This window comes from Crenobacter intestini (assembly GCF_004919095.1).
Taxonomy (GTDB): domain Bacteria; phylum Pseudomonadota; class Gammaproteobacteria; order Burkholderiales; family Chromobacteriaceae; genus Craterilacuibacter; species Craterilacuibacter intestini.
This window is the reverse complement of the sequence record NZ_STGJ01000011.1, coordinates 69,831-84,659: the sequence shown is the minus strand read 5'-3', so window position 1 is coordinate 84,659 and position 14,829 is coordinate 69,831. Positions and strand designations below refer to the sequence as shown.

The window sequence follows — 14,829 nt, the reverse complement described above, 5'->3', positions numbered from 1 at the left end:
GGCGTCAGCCCGCCAAGGACTGCGTCAGCTGCTGGAAGGAAGAGGCGAAGTCATGCGCCTCGTGCTGCGGCTGGGTCAGGAAGGCCACCTGCTGCAACTGGCGGCGGATCGCCTCGTCGAGCAGGGGGTCGGAACCCGGCACGTAGGCACCGACGCTGATCAGGTCGCGGCTGCGCTGGTAGCGCGAGAACAGCTGCTTGAAGCGGCGCGCCGCGTCCAGATGCTCACGGCTGACCACGTCGACCATCACCCGCGAGATCGACTGCTCGATGTCGATCGCCGGGTAATGCCCTGCCTCGGCCAGCGTGCGCGACAGCACGAAGTGGCCGTCGAGGATGGCGCGCGCCGAGTCGGCGATCGGGTCCTGCTGGTCGTCCCCCTCGGAGAGCACGGTGTAAAAGGCGGTGATCGAACCGCCGCCCGCCTCGCCGTTGCCGGCCCGCTCGATCAGCTGCGGCAGCTTGGCGAACACCGACGGCGGGTAGCCCCGGGTGACCGGCGGCTCGCCGATAGCCAGCGCGATCTCGCGCTGCGCCATCGCGTAGCGGGTCACCGAATCCATCAAGAGGAGCACGTCCTTGCCTTCGGCGCGGAAGTGCTCGGCCAGCGCGGTCGCGTAGGCGGCGCCGTGCAGGCGCATCAGGGGCGGGGTGTCGGCCGGCGCGGCGACCACCACCGAGCGCGCAAGCCCCTCCTCGCCCAGGATGTTCTCGATGAAGTCCTTGACCTCGCGACCCCGCTCGCCGATCAGGCCGACCACCACCACGTCGGCGCGGGTGAAGCGGGCCATCATCCCCAGCAGCACCGACTTGCCGACGCCCGAGCCGGCGAACAGGCCCAGGCGCTGGCCGCGCCCGACGGTCAACAGGCCGTTGATCGCGCGCACGCCGACGTCGAGCACGTCGCGCACCGGTGTGCGCGTCAGCGGGTTGAGGGGGTCACTGTAAAGCGGCGCGGTCGCGTCGAACAGCGCCGGGCCACGGCCGTCGAGCGGACGCCCGAGCGCGTCGAGCACGCGTCCGAGCAGACCCTCGCCGACCGGTACCTGGCGACCGCTGCCGGCCCCCTGGCGCGCGGCAGGAACGCCGTAGCGCAAGGGTGGCAACTGCTCAAGCGGGATCACCGCCGTGCCCGGCAGCAGGCCCTGGATCGGGGCCAGCGGCATCAGGAACAGGCGGTCGGCCGAGAAGCCGACCACCTCGGCCTCGATGCGTTCGCCACGGCCGCAGTCGATCAGGCAGGCGCTGCCGACCGGCAGCCGCAGGCCGGTCGCCTCCATCACGAGGCCGGTCACCCGGGTAAGGAAGCCCTGCCGGCGGCCGAGCGGCACGCCCTGCAGGCGCTGCCGGCAAGCGTCGAGGTAGTCCTGCTGGCGGGCAAGCCAGTCAGCCATGAATGTCCAGCCCCAGCGCCTCGCGCAACTGGGCGGTGCGGGTCTCCAGCGAGAGGTCCAGCCTGACCACCGGCGCGTCGATCACGCAGCCGCCGCGCGCGAGCGACGCGTCGCCCTGCCAGCGCACCGCCAGTTGCGGGTAGTTCTGCGACAGGAAGGACTCCAGATGGGCGGCGTCGTCCGGATGCACGCGCACGGTCAGGCGGGCCAGTTCGGAAGAAAGCGGCGCGAGCGCCTCGTCGACCAGCCGGCCAAGTGCCTGCGGGTCGGCCTGCAACTGCTCGCCGGCGAGCCGCTGCCCGATCTCGAGCGCGAGCGCGGCCAGTTGCGGCGCGAGCGTGCCCTGCAAGGCGGCCAGACCGTCCGACCAGTCGTCGAGGGTCGCCTGCAGCGGTGCCCACATCGCAGCGAAGCGTTCCGCGGCCTGCGCCTCGGCCTGGCGCTGTCCTTCCGCCAGCCCCTGCTCCAGCCCCTGCTGTTCCCCCTCGGCGCGGCCGGCAGCAGCCCCCTCGCCGTGCCCCGCCTCGAAACCGGCCTGCCACGCCTCCTGGTGGATCGCCTCGAGCTCGGCGGCGGTCGGGTAGCCGACAGCAGGCGCCGCCTCGGCCAGCACCGGCTCGGGCGTTTCGACAGGAGCTTGCGGCGCATCCGGAACGGCGACGGCGGCAGCCGCCCCGTCCAGCGCGCGCACCAGCGCCTCGGCGGATACTCCGGACAGCAAGGCACGCGCGTCCTGCGGCGCACCCTGCACCGCCTTGCCGCGGCCGGCGCCGCCCAGCTCGCCCATGGTCCAGCGCTGCCAGGCACCGAGTTCGTCGGCGCCGATGATCGGATTACTCGACAAGGCCCTCGTCCCCGCCCTTGCTCGCCAGCACGATCTGGCCTTCGTCGGCCAGCTTGCGCACGACCTTCAGGATTTCCTTCTGCTCGGCCTCGACTTCGGAGAGCTTGACCGGCCCCTTCGCCTCCAGGTCGTCGCGCAGCATCTCGGCGGCGCGCTGCGACATGTTCCGGAAGATCTTCTCGCGCATCTCGGGGCTGGTTCCCTTGAGCGCGATGACCAGCGAGTCGGACTGCACCTCGCGCAGGATGGTCTGGATCGCGCGGTCGTCGATGTCGAGCATGTTCTCGAACACGAACATCTTGTCCTGGATACGCTGCGCGAGCTCAGGATCGTACTCGCGGATATAGCCCAGCGCGGACGCCTCGACGTTGGAGCCCAGGAAGTTGAGGATGTCCGCGGTGAGGCCGACCCCTCCCGCCGCGCTCTTCTTGATGCGGTCGGAGCCAGACAAGAGCTGGGTGAGCACCTCGTTCAGTTCACGCAGCGCCTGCGGCTGCACGCCTTCCAGCGTCGCGGTACGGATCAGCACCTCGTTGCGCAGGCGCTCGGGGAAGTTGGCGAGGATGCCGCTCGATTGGTCCGGCTCGAGGTGGACGAGGATGGTCGCGATGATCTGCGGGTGCTCGTTGCGGATCAGGTCGGCGGCCGAGCTCGCGTCCATCCACTTGAGGCTCTCGATGCCGCTGTGGTCGTTGCCCTGGGTGATCTTGTCGAGCAGGTTGGCGGCCTTGTCCGGCCCCAGCGCCTCGATCAGCACGTTGCGCAGGTATTCGTCGGTCGCGCCGATGCTCGCGCGCGCCGCGCACTCCTCGCGGAACTTGCCAACCACGTCCTGGATTTCGCCGTGGCTGACGTTGTTGACCTGCGCCATCGCCAGGCTCAGCTTCTGCACTTCCTTGGGACCGAGGTACTTGAACACCTCGATCGCCTCGTTCTGGCCGAGGCCGAACAACAGCACGGCACTACGGCGGATGCCTGCTTCACTCATCGGCAATCCACTCCTTGATGATCTGCGCCGCCATTCGCGGGTCGGTCTTCACCAGTTCACGCGCAGCCAGCAAGGCGGCGTCGTAGTCGAGACGCTGCTTCTCCTGCGGCGAGAGCTCGGCACCAGCCGGACGGCCCTCCCCGTCCTCGTCGTCGCCGGCGACCGCCAGCAGCTTGCCGCCGCCGACGACCGCCGCCTCGGCACTACCCCGCTCGGGCACGGGCGGCACCGGCGGGCGCACGATGTCGCGCACGATGGGCCGCACCACACCCAGCAGCAGGTAGGCCAGCGCGATGGCCAGCAGCGCGTACTTGAACAGTTCGCCGCCGTTGTCGCTGACGTAACCGACGACCTTGTCCTGCAGCGTCGGCGGCAGCACCGCGTCGGCGAATGCGGCGTTGACGACGTTGACCGAATCGCCGCGGTCGGCGTTGTAGCCGATCGCCTCGCGCACCAGCGCGTTGACCTGCTCGATCTCGCGCGCGGTCAGCGCGGTCGGCTTAAGCGCGCCGTCCTTGTCCGGCACCAGCTTGAAATTGACGACCACTGCGGCCGACAGCCGCTTGACCTGCCCCTTGGGCTGGCGCAGGTGCTGGATGGTCTTGTCGACTTCGTAATTGGTAGTAATCTCGCGGCGTGTCGCGCCAGTGGGCGTCAAGGGCTGTCCCGACAGGGTGACAGTGCCGGGCGCAGCGCCCGGTGGCAGCGTCAGCGGCGCCGACGCCGCCGACGGCGGCTGGTTGGAGAGCGCGCCGGGCACACCGGACGGCGTGGGCGCGCCATTGCCCAGGCTTTCCATGATCTGCTGGCTGCGCGTCGCCGACGGGTTGGGCGACGAATTCGGGCGGTAGGTCTCGGAGGTCTGCTCGAGTTCGGAGAAGTCGACCTGTGCGGTCACCTGCGCGTGCGCGTTGCCCTTGCCGAAGATGGGTTCGAGGATGGACTCGACGCGCTGCGCGTAATCCTTCTCGATCTGGCGCACCAGCCCCAGCTGGCGGCGGTCGAGACCCGAGCCGTTTTCAAGCTCGGTCGCGCCTGAGATCAGGTTGCCGTCCTGGTCGACGATGGAGACGTTCTTCAGCGGCAGGTTGGGCACCGAACTGGAGACCAGGTGCATGATGCCCGCGGTTTGCGCGGCGTCCATCACCCGCCCGGGATGCAGCGTCAGCATCACCGACGCGGTCGGCAGCTCGCGCTCGCGCACGAACACGCTTTGCTTGGGGATCGCCAGATGGACGCGCGCCTGCCGGACGGCGGACACTGATTCGATGGTGCGCGAGAGCTCGCCCTCGACCGCTCGCTGGTAGTTGACCTGCTCGGAGAACTGGCTGATGCCGAATTTCTGGCCGTCCATCAGCTCGAAGCCGGTACCGCCGGCCTTGGGCAGGCCCTGTGCGGCAAGCTTGAGGCGCACGTCGTACAGGCGGTCGGCCGGCACCGAGATCACGCCGCCCTCGCCCAGCTTGTACGGCACGTTCATCTGCTGCAGCGCGGCGGTGATCTGGCCGCCGTCGCCGTCGGACAGGTTGGAGAACAGCACGCGCTCGTCCGGCGCGCGGTTGAACAGCACCAGCGCGACGACCAGCGAAAACACCGCGGCGAGCGCGGCGAAGAAGAGCAGCTTCTTGTTGTTGGGCAGCGCCTTGAAGCGGTTTGCCGCCTCGGCTACCCGGCCTTTCCAGGCCGGCGTCGTGTTGTCGACCAATTCAGCCATATGGGAGAAGTTTCATCCGATGTCCCCAGCCATCGGAACGCCGACGACATCAGACCTGGGTGTTCATAATTTCCTGGTAAGCGGATACCAGCTTGTTGCGCGCCTGCGTCATCGTCTGGAAGCTCAGGCTGGCCTTCTGCATCGACACCATGACGTCCTGCACGTTGACCGACTCGTCGCCCAGCTCGAAACGCTTCTGCAAGTCCTGCGACGCCTGCTGCACGCTATTGACCTGCTCGAGCGTCGCCTTCAGCACGTCGCCGAACTCGACTGCGGGAGCGGTCTGGGGAGCGGCAGTGCTCTTGCCCGCCGCCAGCGCCTGCATTGCGCGCATCTCGCCGAGCAACTGGTTGATTCCCTGCGCCGACATGCCCTGACTCCTTAATTACTCGGACCCTTCGCGGTAGCGTTGCAGCTTGTAGCGCAGGGTCCGTTCACTGATTCCCAGCCTTTCGGCCGCCATTTTCCTGACACCGCCCACCTGCGAGAGCGTCTCGAGGATGTGGCGCTTCTCCAGGGTCTTGATGTCTGCGTCGTCACCGGCGCTTGCGGCAGGAAGGGAATCTACGGCAAAACCGCCACCCAGCATCAATTCGGCGGCAGTTACTTCCGCCGAACCGGCAAGAATTGCCGCCCGCTGCATGGCATTGTCGAGTTCGCGGATGTTACCGCCCCAGTCATAGCCCGTCAAATGACGGGCGGCGTCGGCCGACAGCGCGACGCGGGGCAAACCTTCCTGTTCGCGATGTTTATCCAGCAAGAAGCGCGCCAGGGGCAGGATGTCGTCCCGCCGCTCGCGCAAGGCAGGCACCCGCAACGGGAACACGTTGAGGCGGAAATAGAGGTCTTCACGAAAACGCCCGGCCCCCACCTCGGCCGCCACGTCCCGGTTGCTGGTCGAGAGCACGCGGATGTCGAGGCGGATGGTGCGCGTGCCGCCGACCCGCTCGAGTTCGCGCTCCTGCAGCACGCGCAACAGCTTGGCCTGCAGCGCGAGCGGCATCTCGGTGATCTCGTCGAGCAACAGGGTACCGCCCTGGGCCTGCTCGAACTTGCCGGGCAGCGCCTGCGTCGCACCGGTGAACGCGCCCTTCTCGTGGCCGAACAGCGTCGACTCGAGCAGGTTCTCCGGAATCGCCGCGCAGTTGACCGCGACAAACGGCCCGTCGGCGCGTTTCGAGTGGCGGTGGATGTAGCGGGCCAGTACCTCCTTGCCAGAGCCGCTCGGGCCGCTGACCAGCACCGACGCGTCCGAGCGCGCGACGCGGTCGGCGATCGACAGCAACTGCCGCATCGCGGCAGATTCGGCGACGACGCCCTCGTCCATCCCGCCGCCTGCAGTGAGCGCGTGCTTCTCGACTTCGGCGATCAAGGCGGCGGGTTCGAAGGGCTTGAGCAGGTAGTGCGCGGCGCCGGCGCGCAACAGCTCGATCGCGCGCTCGATCACCCCGTACGCGGTCATCAGCACGAAGGGCACGCCGGGGTGGCGCTCGGCGATCCGGGCGAACAGGGTGTAGCCGTCCATCGGCGCCATTTGCGCGTCGGACACCACGAGGCCGACCGCCTCGTGCGAGAGCACGTCCAGCGCCGCCTCGCCATCGGCGGCCTCAAGCACCGGGTAACCGGCCAGCGACAGGGTGTCGACGATGGCTTCACGCAGGTCGGCGTCGTCCTCGACGACCAGGATGGGCAAGGTATTCATGGAGCCGTTCTGACAGGGATGCGCTGGCGGCACAGCGCCGTCAGCCGGGGGGCGATTTCGGACAGGGGCAACACCTCGTGCGCAGCGCCGCGCAGGATCGCCTCGCGCGGCATGCCGAACACGACGCAGCTTTTCTCGTCCTGCGCGAGCGTGTACGCGCCCGCCTCGCGCATCTCGAGCAGGCCCTCGGCGCCGTCGCGCCCCATGCCGGTGAGGATCACGCCGAGCGCCTGGCGCCCGGCGACGTTGGCGACCGAACGGAACATCACGTCGACCGACGGCCGGTGGCGGTTGACCGGCGAGCCGCGGTCAAGCTGCACCGTGTAGCCGCCGGCGGGCGTCGCGCGCAGCAACAGGTGGGAGTGGCCGGGCGCGACGTAGGCGACGCCGGCTTGCACCGGCTCGCCCGCCTCGGCCTCCTTGACGCGGATCCGGCACAGCGAGTCGAGCCGCTCGGCGAACGAGCGGGTGAACATTTCGGGCATGTGCTGCGAGATCACGATGGCGGGCGAACCTGCCTCCAGCGCCGAGAGCACGACGCGCAGCGCCTCGGTGCCGCCGGTCGACGCGCCGATCGCGATCAGCGGCTGCCGGCCGGGTGCCGGGACGCGCGCGCGCGCGAGGATCGCGTCGGCGCTGAGGCTGGGCGACACCTCGATCGGGGGCAGCATGGTGCCACTCGGCCGCGCGCTCATGCCAACACCCCTTCGGACCTGAGTCTGGCGATCCAGCGTTCTGCGGCAGCCTCGGCAAGGTCGAGCACCGCGTCGAAGCCCTCGCCGCCGCCGTAGTAGGGGTCGGGAATTTCCATGCCCGGCTCGATCACCGACAGCGCGAGCTCGACGCGCGCGCGCGCGCGCGCCGGACGCAGACGGGCGAGCGCGGCGAGGTTGGCCGCGTCGGCGGCGAGGATCAGGTCGAAGCGGCTGAAGTCGGCAACGGTAACCTGCCGCGCGCGCTGGTCCGACAAGTCGTAGCCACGGCGCGCCGCCGCCTGCTGCGAGCGTCTGTCTGGCGGCTCGCCGGCGTGGTAGCCGTGGGTGCCGGCCGAGTCGACCGTCACCCGCCCGGCGAGGCCGGCTTCGGCCAGGCGCGCGCGCAGCACCGCCTCAGCGGTGGGCGAGCGGCAGATATTGCCCATGCAGACAAACAGGATCGCGTAGTCGGTCATCGTCGTTACAGGTCGTTGACAAAAGCCAGTTCGCGCAGCGCCTTGAGCTGGTCGCGCAAGCCGGCGGCCTTTTCGAATTCGAGGTTGCGCGCGGCTTCCTGCATCGCCTTCTCGAGGTCGCGGATCTCGCGGGCGAGCGCCTTCTCGTCCATCATCGCGACGCGCGCCTCGGCCTCGACATGGCCGCGCTCGCGCTTGTCCGGTGCATAGACGCCGTCGATGATGTCGCGCACCTTCTTCTCGATGCCCTTGGGCGTGATGCCGTGCTCGAGGTTGAACGCGATTTGCTTGGCGCGGCGCCGTTCGGTCTCGTCGATCGCGCGGCGCATGCTGTCGGTGATGCGGTCGGCGTACAGGATCGCACGCCCCGCGAGGTTGCGCGCCGCGCGGCCTATGGTCTGGATTAGGCTGCGCTCGGAGCGCAGGAAGCCTTCCTTGTCCGCGTCGAGGATCGCGACCAGGCTCACCTCCGGGATGTCCAGCCCCTCGCGCAGCAGGTTGATGCCGACCAGCACGTCGAACATCCCCAGGCGCAGGTCGCGGATGATCTCGACCCGCTCGACGGTGTCGATGTCCGAGTGCAGGTAGCGCACCTTCACGCCGTGTTCGGTGTAGTAATCGGTCAGCTGCTCGGCCATCCGCTTGGTCAGCGTGGTCACCAGCACGCGCTCGCCGCGCCCCTGGCGCAGGCGGATCTCGGACAGCAGATCATCGACCTGGGTCGCGACCGGACGGATCTCGATCTCGGGGTCGACCAGGCCCGTCGGGCGCACCACCTGCTCGACCACCTGGCCGGCGTGCTCGTGCTCGTAGGTCGAGGGCGTCGCCGACACGAACACCGCCTGCGGCATCAGCCGCTCGAATTCGGGGAACTTCAGCGGCCGGTTGTCGGCCGCCGAGGGTAGCCGGAAGCCGTACTCGACCAGGTTCTGCTTGCGTGCGGCGTCGCCCTTGTACATCGCGCCGATCTGCGGGATGGTTACGTGGCTCTCGTCGATGAACATCAGCGCGTTCTTCGGCAGGTAGTCGATCAGCGTCGGCGGCGCCTCGCCCGGGCCGCGCCCGGAAAACAGCCGCGAGTAGTTCTCGATGCCCTTGCAAAAGCCCATCTCGTACAGCATCTCGAGGTCGAAGCGGGTGCGCTGTTCGATGCGCTGCGCCTCGACCAGCTTGCCTTCCTTCTGGAAATGCGCGACGCGCTCGGCCAGCTCGACCTTGATGCGCTCGCACGCGGCGAGCACCTTGTCGCGCGGCGTCACGTAGTGGCTGGACGGGAACACCGTGTAGCGGCCGACCCGCTGCCGCGTCTCGCCGGTGAGCGGGTCGAACAGCGACAGCCCCTCCACTTCCTCGTCGAACAGCGAGATGCGCAGCGCGAGCTCGGCCGATTCGGCCGGGAACACGTCGATCACGTCGCCGCGCACGCGGAAGCTGCCGCGCGAGAAATCGACGTCGTTGCGGTCGTACTGCATGGTGGTCAGCCGGCCGATGATCTCGCGCTGGGCGAGGCGCTCGCCCTCCTTAAGGTGCAGGATCATCTGGTGGTAGGACGTCGGGTCGCCGATACCGTAGATCGCCGACACCGTGGCGACGATCACGCAATCCGGCCGCTCGAGGATGCTCTTGGTCGCCGACAGCCGCATCTGCTCGATATGCTCGTTGATGCTCGAGTCCTTCTCGATGAACAGGTCGCGGCTGGGGACGTAGGCTTCGGGCTGGTAGTAGTCGTAGTAGGAGACGAAGTACTCGACGGCGTTTTCCGGGAAGAACTCGCGCATCTCGCTGTAGAGCTGCGCGGCCAGCGTCTTGTTGTGTGCCATGATGATCGCGGGGCGCCCGGTGCGCGCGATCACGTTGGCCATGGTGAAGGTCTTGCCCGAGCCGGTCACCCCCAGCAGCGTCTGGTAGGCGAGGCCGTCGTCCAGCCCCTCGACCAGCTGGCTGATCGCCACCGGCTGGTCGCCCGCCGGCGCGAACGCCTGGTGCAGGCGGAACGGGCTGTCGGGAAAGGTTTGCACGCTCATTTTCGTCTCCGGCGAAAGTCTGTCGCAGCCGACCTATAAAACGGCTGCGCAGCAACGGGTTTTACGCTTAAAATCGCGCACATACGCAATCGACAACCCGTCACATGGAGTCCCACGGGATGCTGAAACTCATCTCCGCCCTCGCGGCTGGCGTGTTCGCCCTCTCCCCGCTCGCCCAGGCAGCACAGCCAGTTTATCATCTTGCCGCGTTCCAGCAGAGCGCGCCGCACCTCAGTTCCAACTCGGTGCTGGTCGTCAACACGAGCACCGGCGACACCCTGTACCAGAAAAACGCGACCGCGCGCGTGCCGATCGCGTCGATCACCAAGCTGATGACGGCGATGGTGATGCTGGACGCCGGCCTGCCGATGGACGAAACGCTGACCATTTCCGACGCCGAGATCGACCGCTTGAAGAACACCAGCTCGCGGCTGGCCGTCGGCACCTCGCTGACCCGCCGCGAGATGCTGCTGCTCGCGCTGATGTCCTCGGAAAACCGCGCCTCGCATGTGTTGTCCCGCTACTACCCGGGCGGCACGCAGGCCTTCGTCGCGCGCATGAACGCCAAGGCCAGGGCGCTGGGCATGCGCGACACGGTGTTCTACGACCCGACCGGGCTCGACATGCGCAACAGCTCGACCGCGCAGGACCTCTCGCGCATGGTGCGCGCGGCGTACGGCTACCCGCTGATCCGCCAGTACAGCACCTCGACCGAGCACGACGTGTACGGCCGGGGCGGCCGCGCGCTGCACTACCGCAACAGCAACGCGCTGGTGCGCGAAGGCGAGTGGAATATCGGCCTGTCCAAGACCGGCTACATCCAGGAAGCCGGCCGCTGCGTGGTGATGCAGGCGACCGTCGGCGGCCAGCCGCTGGTGATCGTGCTGCTCGACGCCAACGCGCCCAGCGCGCGCACCAACGACGCGCGCACCATCAAGACCTGGCTCGAGGCACAGCCGGGCCACTGGCTGGCCGGCTAAGAACCTGTTCACGATCTGCTGCGCATCGACGATACGGCGTTGAAATCGGCTTCGAAATGCTCATGTACCACCTGTACATTCCGCTTTCTCAGCCGTTTTCGCCTTGTCTCGCTCGCGAGAGCGTGAACACGCTCTAAGCCTTGCACCATCAAAGAAGCCCCGCAATGCGGGGCTTCTTTTATTGGCGCTTGAACGCGATCAGGTGGTCGAGCTCCAGGCGGATGCCGATCGGCTCGCCCAGCGCGTGGTCGTGGTGGCTCGCCACCTGCGAGAGCACCCGCTGGCCAGACGGCAGCGCGAGCGTGTACAGGAAGTCGGCGCCTCGGAACACGCGGGCGACCACGGTCGCCTGCACCGGGCTTGCGTCGTCGTGCACCACGTCGTCCGGCCGCAACAGCACGTCGACGTCGTCGCCGGTGGCAAAACCCAGCGGCAACAGGCCGCAGAATTCGCCCAGTTCCATGCTCAGGCAGCGCGGTGCGGTCACCCCGCCCGGCACCAGTACCCCCTGCCCGATGAAGTCGGCGACAAAGCGTTCCGCCGGCTCGTGGTAGAGCGTGTACGGCGTCGCCCACTGCAGGAGGCGTCCGCCCTGCATCACGCCGACCTTGTCGGCGACCGCGAACGCCTCGTGCTGGTCGTGGGTGACCAGGATCGCGCTGACGCCTTCGTGCTTGAGGATGTCGCGCACCTCGCGGCCGAGCCGCTCGCGCAGGTCGACGTCGAGGTTGGAGAACGGCTCGTCCAGCAGCAACAGGCGCGGCCTCGGTGCGAGCGCGCGGGCGAGCGCGACGCGCTGCTGCTGGCCGCCGGAGAGTTCGTGCGGGTAGCGGCGCGCCTCGGCGCCCAGCCCGACCAGGTCCAGCATCGCCGCGACCCGCGCGCGCCGCTCGGCGCGCGGCAGCGCGGACAGGCCGAAGCCGACGTTATCCTCGACATTCAGGTGCGGAAACAGCGCGTAGTCCTGGAACACCATGCCGATCTCGCGCTCGTGTGCGGGCACGCTGACGCCGTCGCCGGCGAGCAGCCGCCCGCCCAGCCGGATGGCACCCGAGGCGACCGGCTCGAAACCCGCGATACAGCGCAGCACCGTCGTCTTGCCGCAGCCCGAACTGCCGAGCAGGCAGCCGATCTCGCCGTCCTGCAGCGTGAAACGCATGTCGTCGATCACGCGCTGCTCGCCGTAGGCGTGGCTGACCGACTCGAAAACCAGCAGATCCTTCGTCATCCTTTGTTTTCCTCGCGCGAGAGCAGGATCACCGGCAGCAGGCCGGAGAGCACCAGCAGCACGGCCGGCAAGGCGGCACGCTCCCACTCGCCTTCGCTGGTCAGGGTGAAGATGCGCACCGCCAGCGTGTCCCAGCCGAACGGGCGGGTCATCAGCGTGATCGGCATCTCCTTCATCACGTCGACAAATACCATCAGGAGGGCGGTAAACAGGCCACCCTTAAGCAGCGGCAGGTGCAGGCGGGCGACGAGGCGCGCGCCGGTCAGCCCCAGGTTGCGCGCGGCCTCCTCCTGCGAGCGGCTGATCCTGTGCATCGCGGCGTCGACCGGCGCGTGACCGACCGCCATGAAGCGGGCGACGTAGGCGAGCAACAGGACCGCGAGCGAACCCTTCAGGATCGAGCCGGTGCCCTCGGGCAGCCACGCGCCGAAAAGCGCGATCAGCTGGTTGTCGAGCCACGCCACCGGCACGAACACGCCGACCGCGAGCACCGTGCCGGGCACCGCGTAGCCGAGCGTCGCGACGCGCGACATGAGCCGGTTGAAGCCGCCGCCGTCGCGGCGCACCGCGTACGCGAGCAGCAGCGCGGCGGCGCCGACCAGCAGCGCCGCCATCGCCGAGAGCATGAGCGAGCGCAGCGCGTTGTCGACGAGCACCGCGTTCGCTTCCTCGGCCCAGCCCTGGTACGCCCACCACAGCACCTGGCCGAAGGGCAGCACGAAGGCCATCATCAGCACCAGCGTCGCCCAGGCCGCGGCCGCCCACCCCTGCGCGCCGGCAAGCGCGATCCTCGGCTGCTGCCCGCCGCGCGCGTTGGCGGTGTACGCGCGCCGACCGCGCGCGCGCTGCTCGAACACCACCAGCACGAATACGATGAACACCAGCATCGACGCGAGCTGCTTGGCGGTGTCCAGCGAGAAGAAGCTGAACCACGCCTTGTAGATCGCCGAGGTGAAAGCGTCGAAGTTGAACACGGCGACGGTGCCGAAGTCGGCCAGCGTCTCCATCAGCGCGAGCATCAGCCCGCCCATGATCCACGGCCGCGCCATCGGCAGCGCGACGCGCCAGAAGCCCTCGGCGCGCGACAGGCCGAGCGACTGGCCGACCTCGAGCGCGCGCCGCCCCTGCGTCGCGAACGCGCCGCGCGCGAGCAGGTAGACGTAAGGATAGAACGCCAGCGACAGCACCAGCACCACGCCGCCGCTGGAACGCACCGACGGCACCCACGCCGACGAGCCGGTCAGCGCGCGCGCGAGCGTCTGCACGGGCCCGGTGTAGTCGAACAGGCCAAGCTGCGAGAAACCCAGCACGTAGGCGGGCATCGCCAGCGGCAGCATCAGCGCCCAGTTGAAGAAGCGCCGCCCCGGAAACTCGTACACGGCGACCAGCCACGCGAGCGTGACGCCGATCGCGAGCACGCCGGCGCCGACGCCGACGAGCAGGATCGCCGTGTTGGCGAGCAGTTGCGGCAGCAGGTAATCGATCAGGTGCGCCCAGATCTCGGGGTCCGGGTTGAACAAGGCAGGCAGCAGCACGCCCAGCGGCACCAACGTGCACAGGCTGAGCAAGAGCACCGGCACGCGCCAGCGCCAGGCGGCGGCAGTTTTCAAGACAGGCAAAGCAGACATCTTGGGCAGGCGCCGGCAACGGCGCCCGGGTTCCGGGCATCATCAGGGCTGACGATTATACCCGCATAAAAACGACGGCGGCCTCGCGGGCCGCCGCCGGCACGTCACGGCTTAACGGTAACCGGCACGGTCCATCAGCATCACGGCCTCGGCCTGGCGGCTGCCGGCGTTGGAGACGTTGATCAGGTTCTGCTTGAACGGCCCCCACGCGGCCACCTTGGCGTCCGGCTTCACCTTGGGGTTGACCGGATATTCCATGTTCACGTCGGCGAACAGGTTCTGCGCCTTGGTCGACGACAGCCACTCGAGCAGGCGGGTCGCCGCGGCTTCCTTCTTGGTGTAGCGGGCAAGACCGGCGCCGGAGATGTTGACGTGGGTGCCCTTGCCCTTCTGGTCAGCCCAGAAGATACCCAGCGGCAGGTCCGGCTTCTTCTCCATCAGGCGGCCGTAGTAGTAGGTGTTGGCGATACCGACGTCGCACTGGCCGGCGGCGATCGCCTCGAGCAGCTTGGTGTCGTCCGGGAAGACGTCGGTCGCCAGGTTGTCGACCCAGCCCTTGACGGTCTTCTCGGTGGCGACCTTGCCCTGCTCGGCCAGCATCATCGCGACCAGCGACTGGTTGTACACCTTCTTCGAGGTGCGCAGGCACAGCTTGCCCTTCCACTTCGGGGACGCGAGGTCGGCGTAGCTGGCAAGCTCGGCCGGCTTGACCTTCTGGGTGTTGTAGAAGATGGTACGCGCGCGGATCGACAGGCCGGTCCAGTTGTGCGCCGGGTCACGCAGGTGGGCCGGCACGTTGGCGTCGATCAGCTTGGACTTGTACGGCTTAAGGAGGCCCATCTGGCTGGCCTGCCACAGGTTGCCCGCGTCGACGGTCAGCAGGATGTCGGCCGGCGAGTTCGCGCCCTCGGCCTTCATCCGCTCCATCAGCGGGCCTTCCTTGTCCATCACGTAGCGGACGCTGTCACCGGTTTCCTTCTGGTAGGCGTCGAACAGCGGCTTGACCAGCTGCTCGCCACGCGCGCCGTAGACGACCAGCTCTTCGGCTTGTGCAACACCTGCCATGGCGGCCAGCACCGCCCCCATCATCAGCGTCTTCTTCACGTTACAACTCCCGGTTATCGGATCAGGTGCGGGAATGGTAATCGCAATGATAA

Annotated in this window: 13 protein-coding genes; 1 reads left to right on the top strand and 12 read right to left on the bottom strand. The window is 68.3% G+C overall.

All coding sequences use genetic code 11. From position 1 onward, the window contains the following. Nucleotides 1-4: 4 nt before the first annotated feature. Genes fliI through uvrB form a run of 9 tightly spaced genes read right to left on the bottom strand, consistent with a single transcriptional unit; the run spans nucleotide 5 to nucleotide 9,836 of the window. Complete coding sequence (gene fliI / locus E5K04_RS10930; RefSeq protein WP_136553958.1) at nucleotides 5-1,393, bottom strand: flagellar protein export ATPase FliI; 1,389 nt, start codon at nucleotides 1,391-1,393, stop codon at nucleotides 5-7. Further along, nucleotides 1,386-2,237: a FliH/SctL family protein gene (locus E5K04_RS10925; protein WP_136553956.1), complete on the bottom strand. Its 852-nt coding sequence runs from the start codon at nucleotides 2,235-2,237 to the stop codon at nucleotides 1,386-1,388. The genes fliI and E5K04_RS10925 overlap by 8 nt, the downstream gene beginning before the upstream one ends. Then, nucleotides 2,227-3,225, bottom strand: a complete 999-nt coding sequence (fliG, locus tag E5K04_RS10920) for a flagellar motor switch protein FliG (protein ID WP_136553954.1) — start codon at nucleotides 3,223-3,225, stop codon at nucleotides 2,227-2,229. The genes E5K04_RS10925 and fliG overlap by 11 nt, the downstream gene beginning before the upstream one ends. Beyond that, complete coding sequence (gene fliF / locus E5K04_RS10915; RefSeq protein WP_136553952.1) at nucleotides 3,218-4,939, bottom strand: flagellar basal-body MS-ring/collar protein FliF; 1,722 nt, start codon at nucleotides 4,937-4,939, stop codon at nucleotides 3,218-3,220. Before fliF ends, fliG begins: the two co-directional genes overlap by 8 nt. A gap of 49 nt (nucleotides 4,940-4,988) precedes the next feature. Then, nucleotides 4,989-5,309, bottom strand: coding sequence for a flagellar hook-basal body complex protein FliE (fliE, locus tag E5K04_RS10910; protein WP_136553949.1), 321 nt, complete (start codon nucleotides 5,307-5,309; stop codon nucleotides 4,989-4,991). A gap of 15 nt (nucleotides 5,310-5,324) precedes the next feature. Then, complete coding sequence (locus E5K04_RS10905; protein ID WP_136553947.1) at nucleotides 5,325-6,641, bottom strand: sigma-54-dependent transcriptional regulator; 1,317 nt, start codon at nucleotides 6,639-6,641, stop codon at nucleotides 5,325-5,327. Next, a complete protein-coding gene (locus E5K04_RS10900; protein ID WP_136553945.1) occupies nucleotides 6,638-7,336 on the bottom strand; it encodes a chemotaxis protein CheB in 699 nt (232 codons plus the stop codon). Before E5K04_RS10900 ends, E5K04_RS10905 begins: the two co-directional genes overlap by 4 nt. Continuing rightward, entirely contained in the window at nucleotides 7,333-7,812 is a 480-nt protein-coding gene (locus E5K04_RS10895) for a low molecular weight protein-tyrosine-phosphatase (RefSeq protein ID WP_136553943.1), read from the bottom strand. The genes E5K04_RS10900 and E5K04_RS10895 overlap by 4 nt, the downstream gene beginning before the upstream one ends. Before the next feature lie 5 nt (nucleotides 7,813-7,817). After that, nucleotides 7,818-9,836 carry an excinuclease ABC subunit UvrB gene (gene uvrB / locus E5K04_RS10890; protein ID WP_136553942.1) on the bottom strand — a complete coding sequence of 673 codons (2,019 nt, stop codon included), beginning with the start codon at nucleotides 9,834-9,836 and terminating at the stop codon, nucleotides 7,818-7,820. 119 nt (nucleotides 9,837-9,955) lie between these two features. Between uvrB and E5K04_RS10885 the strand changes: the two genes are divergently transcribed. Then, a complete protein-coding gene (locus E5K04_RS10885; RefSeq protein ID WP_136553939.1) occupies nucleotides 9,956-10,816 on the top strand; it encodes a serine hydrolase in 861 nt (286 codons plus the stop codon). A gap of 178 nt (nucleotides 10,817-10,994) precedes the next feature. Here the strand turns inward: E5K04_RS10885 and E5K04_RS10880 are convergent, their stop codons facing one another. The 3 genes from E5K04_RS10880 to E5K04_RS10870 all read right to left on the bottom strand — a co-directional run bounded on the left by E5K04_RS10880 (nucleotide 10,995) and on the right by E5K04_RS10870 (nucleotide 14,776). Next, nucleotides 10,995-12,044 carry an ABC transporter ATP-binding protein gene (locus E5K04_RS10880; RefSeq protein ID WP_136553937.1) on the bottom strand — a complete coding sequence of 350 codons (1,050 nt, stop codon included), beginning with the start codon at nucleotides 12,042-12,044 and terminating at the stop codon, nucleotides 10,995-10,997. Beyond that, a complete protein-coding gene (locus E5K04_RS10875; RefSeq protein ID WP_235844345.1) occupies nucleotides 12,041-13,654 on the bottom strand; it encodes an ABC transporter permease in 1,614 nt (537 codons plus the stop codon). The genes E5K04_RS10880 and E5K04_RS10875 overlap by 4 nt, the downstream gene beginning before the upstream one ends. A gap of 129 nt (nucleotides 13,655-13,783) precedes the next feature. After that, nucleotides 13,784-14,776 carry an extracellular solute-binding protein gene (locus tag E5K04_RS10870; RefSeq protein WP_136553932.1) on the bottom strand — a complete coding sequence of 331 codons (993 nt, stop codon included), beginning with the start codon at nucleotides 14,774-14,776 and terminating at the stop codon, nucleotides 13,784-13,786. Nucleotides 14,777-14,829 lie beyond the last annotated feature (53 nt).

Coding starts and splice junctions, on each gene's coding strand:
- fliI (WP_136553958.1), bottom strand. CDS start 1,393: ATGGCTGACTGGCTTGCCCGCCAGCAGGACTACCTCGACGCTTGCCGG.
- fliG (WP_136553954.1), bottom strand. CDS start 3,225: ATGAGTGAAGCAGGCATCCGCCGTAGTGCCGTGCTGTTGTTCGGCCTC.
- fliF (WP_136553952.1), bottom strand. CDS start 4,939: ATGGCTGAATTGGTCGACAACACGACGCCGGCCTGGAAAGGCCGGGTA.
- fliE (WP_136553949.1), bottom strand. CDS start 5,309: ATGTCGGCGCAGGGAATCAACCAGTTGCTCGGCGAGATGCGCGCAATG.
- E5K04_RS10905 (WP_136553947.1), bottom strand. CDS start 6,641: ATGAATACCTTGCCCATCCTGGTCGTCGAGGACGACGCCGACCTGCGT.
- E5K04_RS10900 (WP_136553945.1), bottom strand. CDS start 7,336: ATGAGCGCGCGGCCGAGTGGCACCATGCTGCCCCCGATCGAGGTGTCG.
- E5K04_RS10895 (WP_136553943.1), bottom strand. CDS start 7,812: ATGACCGACTACGCGATCCTGTTTGTCTGCATGGGCAATATCTGCCGC.
- uvrB (WP_136553942.1), bottom strand. CDS start 9,836: ATGAGCGTGCAAACCTTTCCCGACAGCCCGTTCCGCCTGCACCAGGCG.
- E5K04_RS10885 (WP_136553939.1), top strand. CDS start 9,956: ATGCTGAAACTCATCTCCGCCCTCGCGGCTGGCGTGTTCGCCCTCTCC.
- E5K04_RS10880 (WP_136553937.1), bottom strand. CDS start 12,044: ATGACGAAGGATCTGCTGGTTTTCGAGTCGGTCAGCCACGCCTACGGC.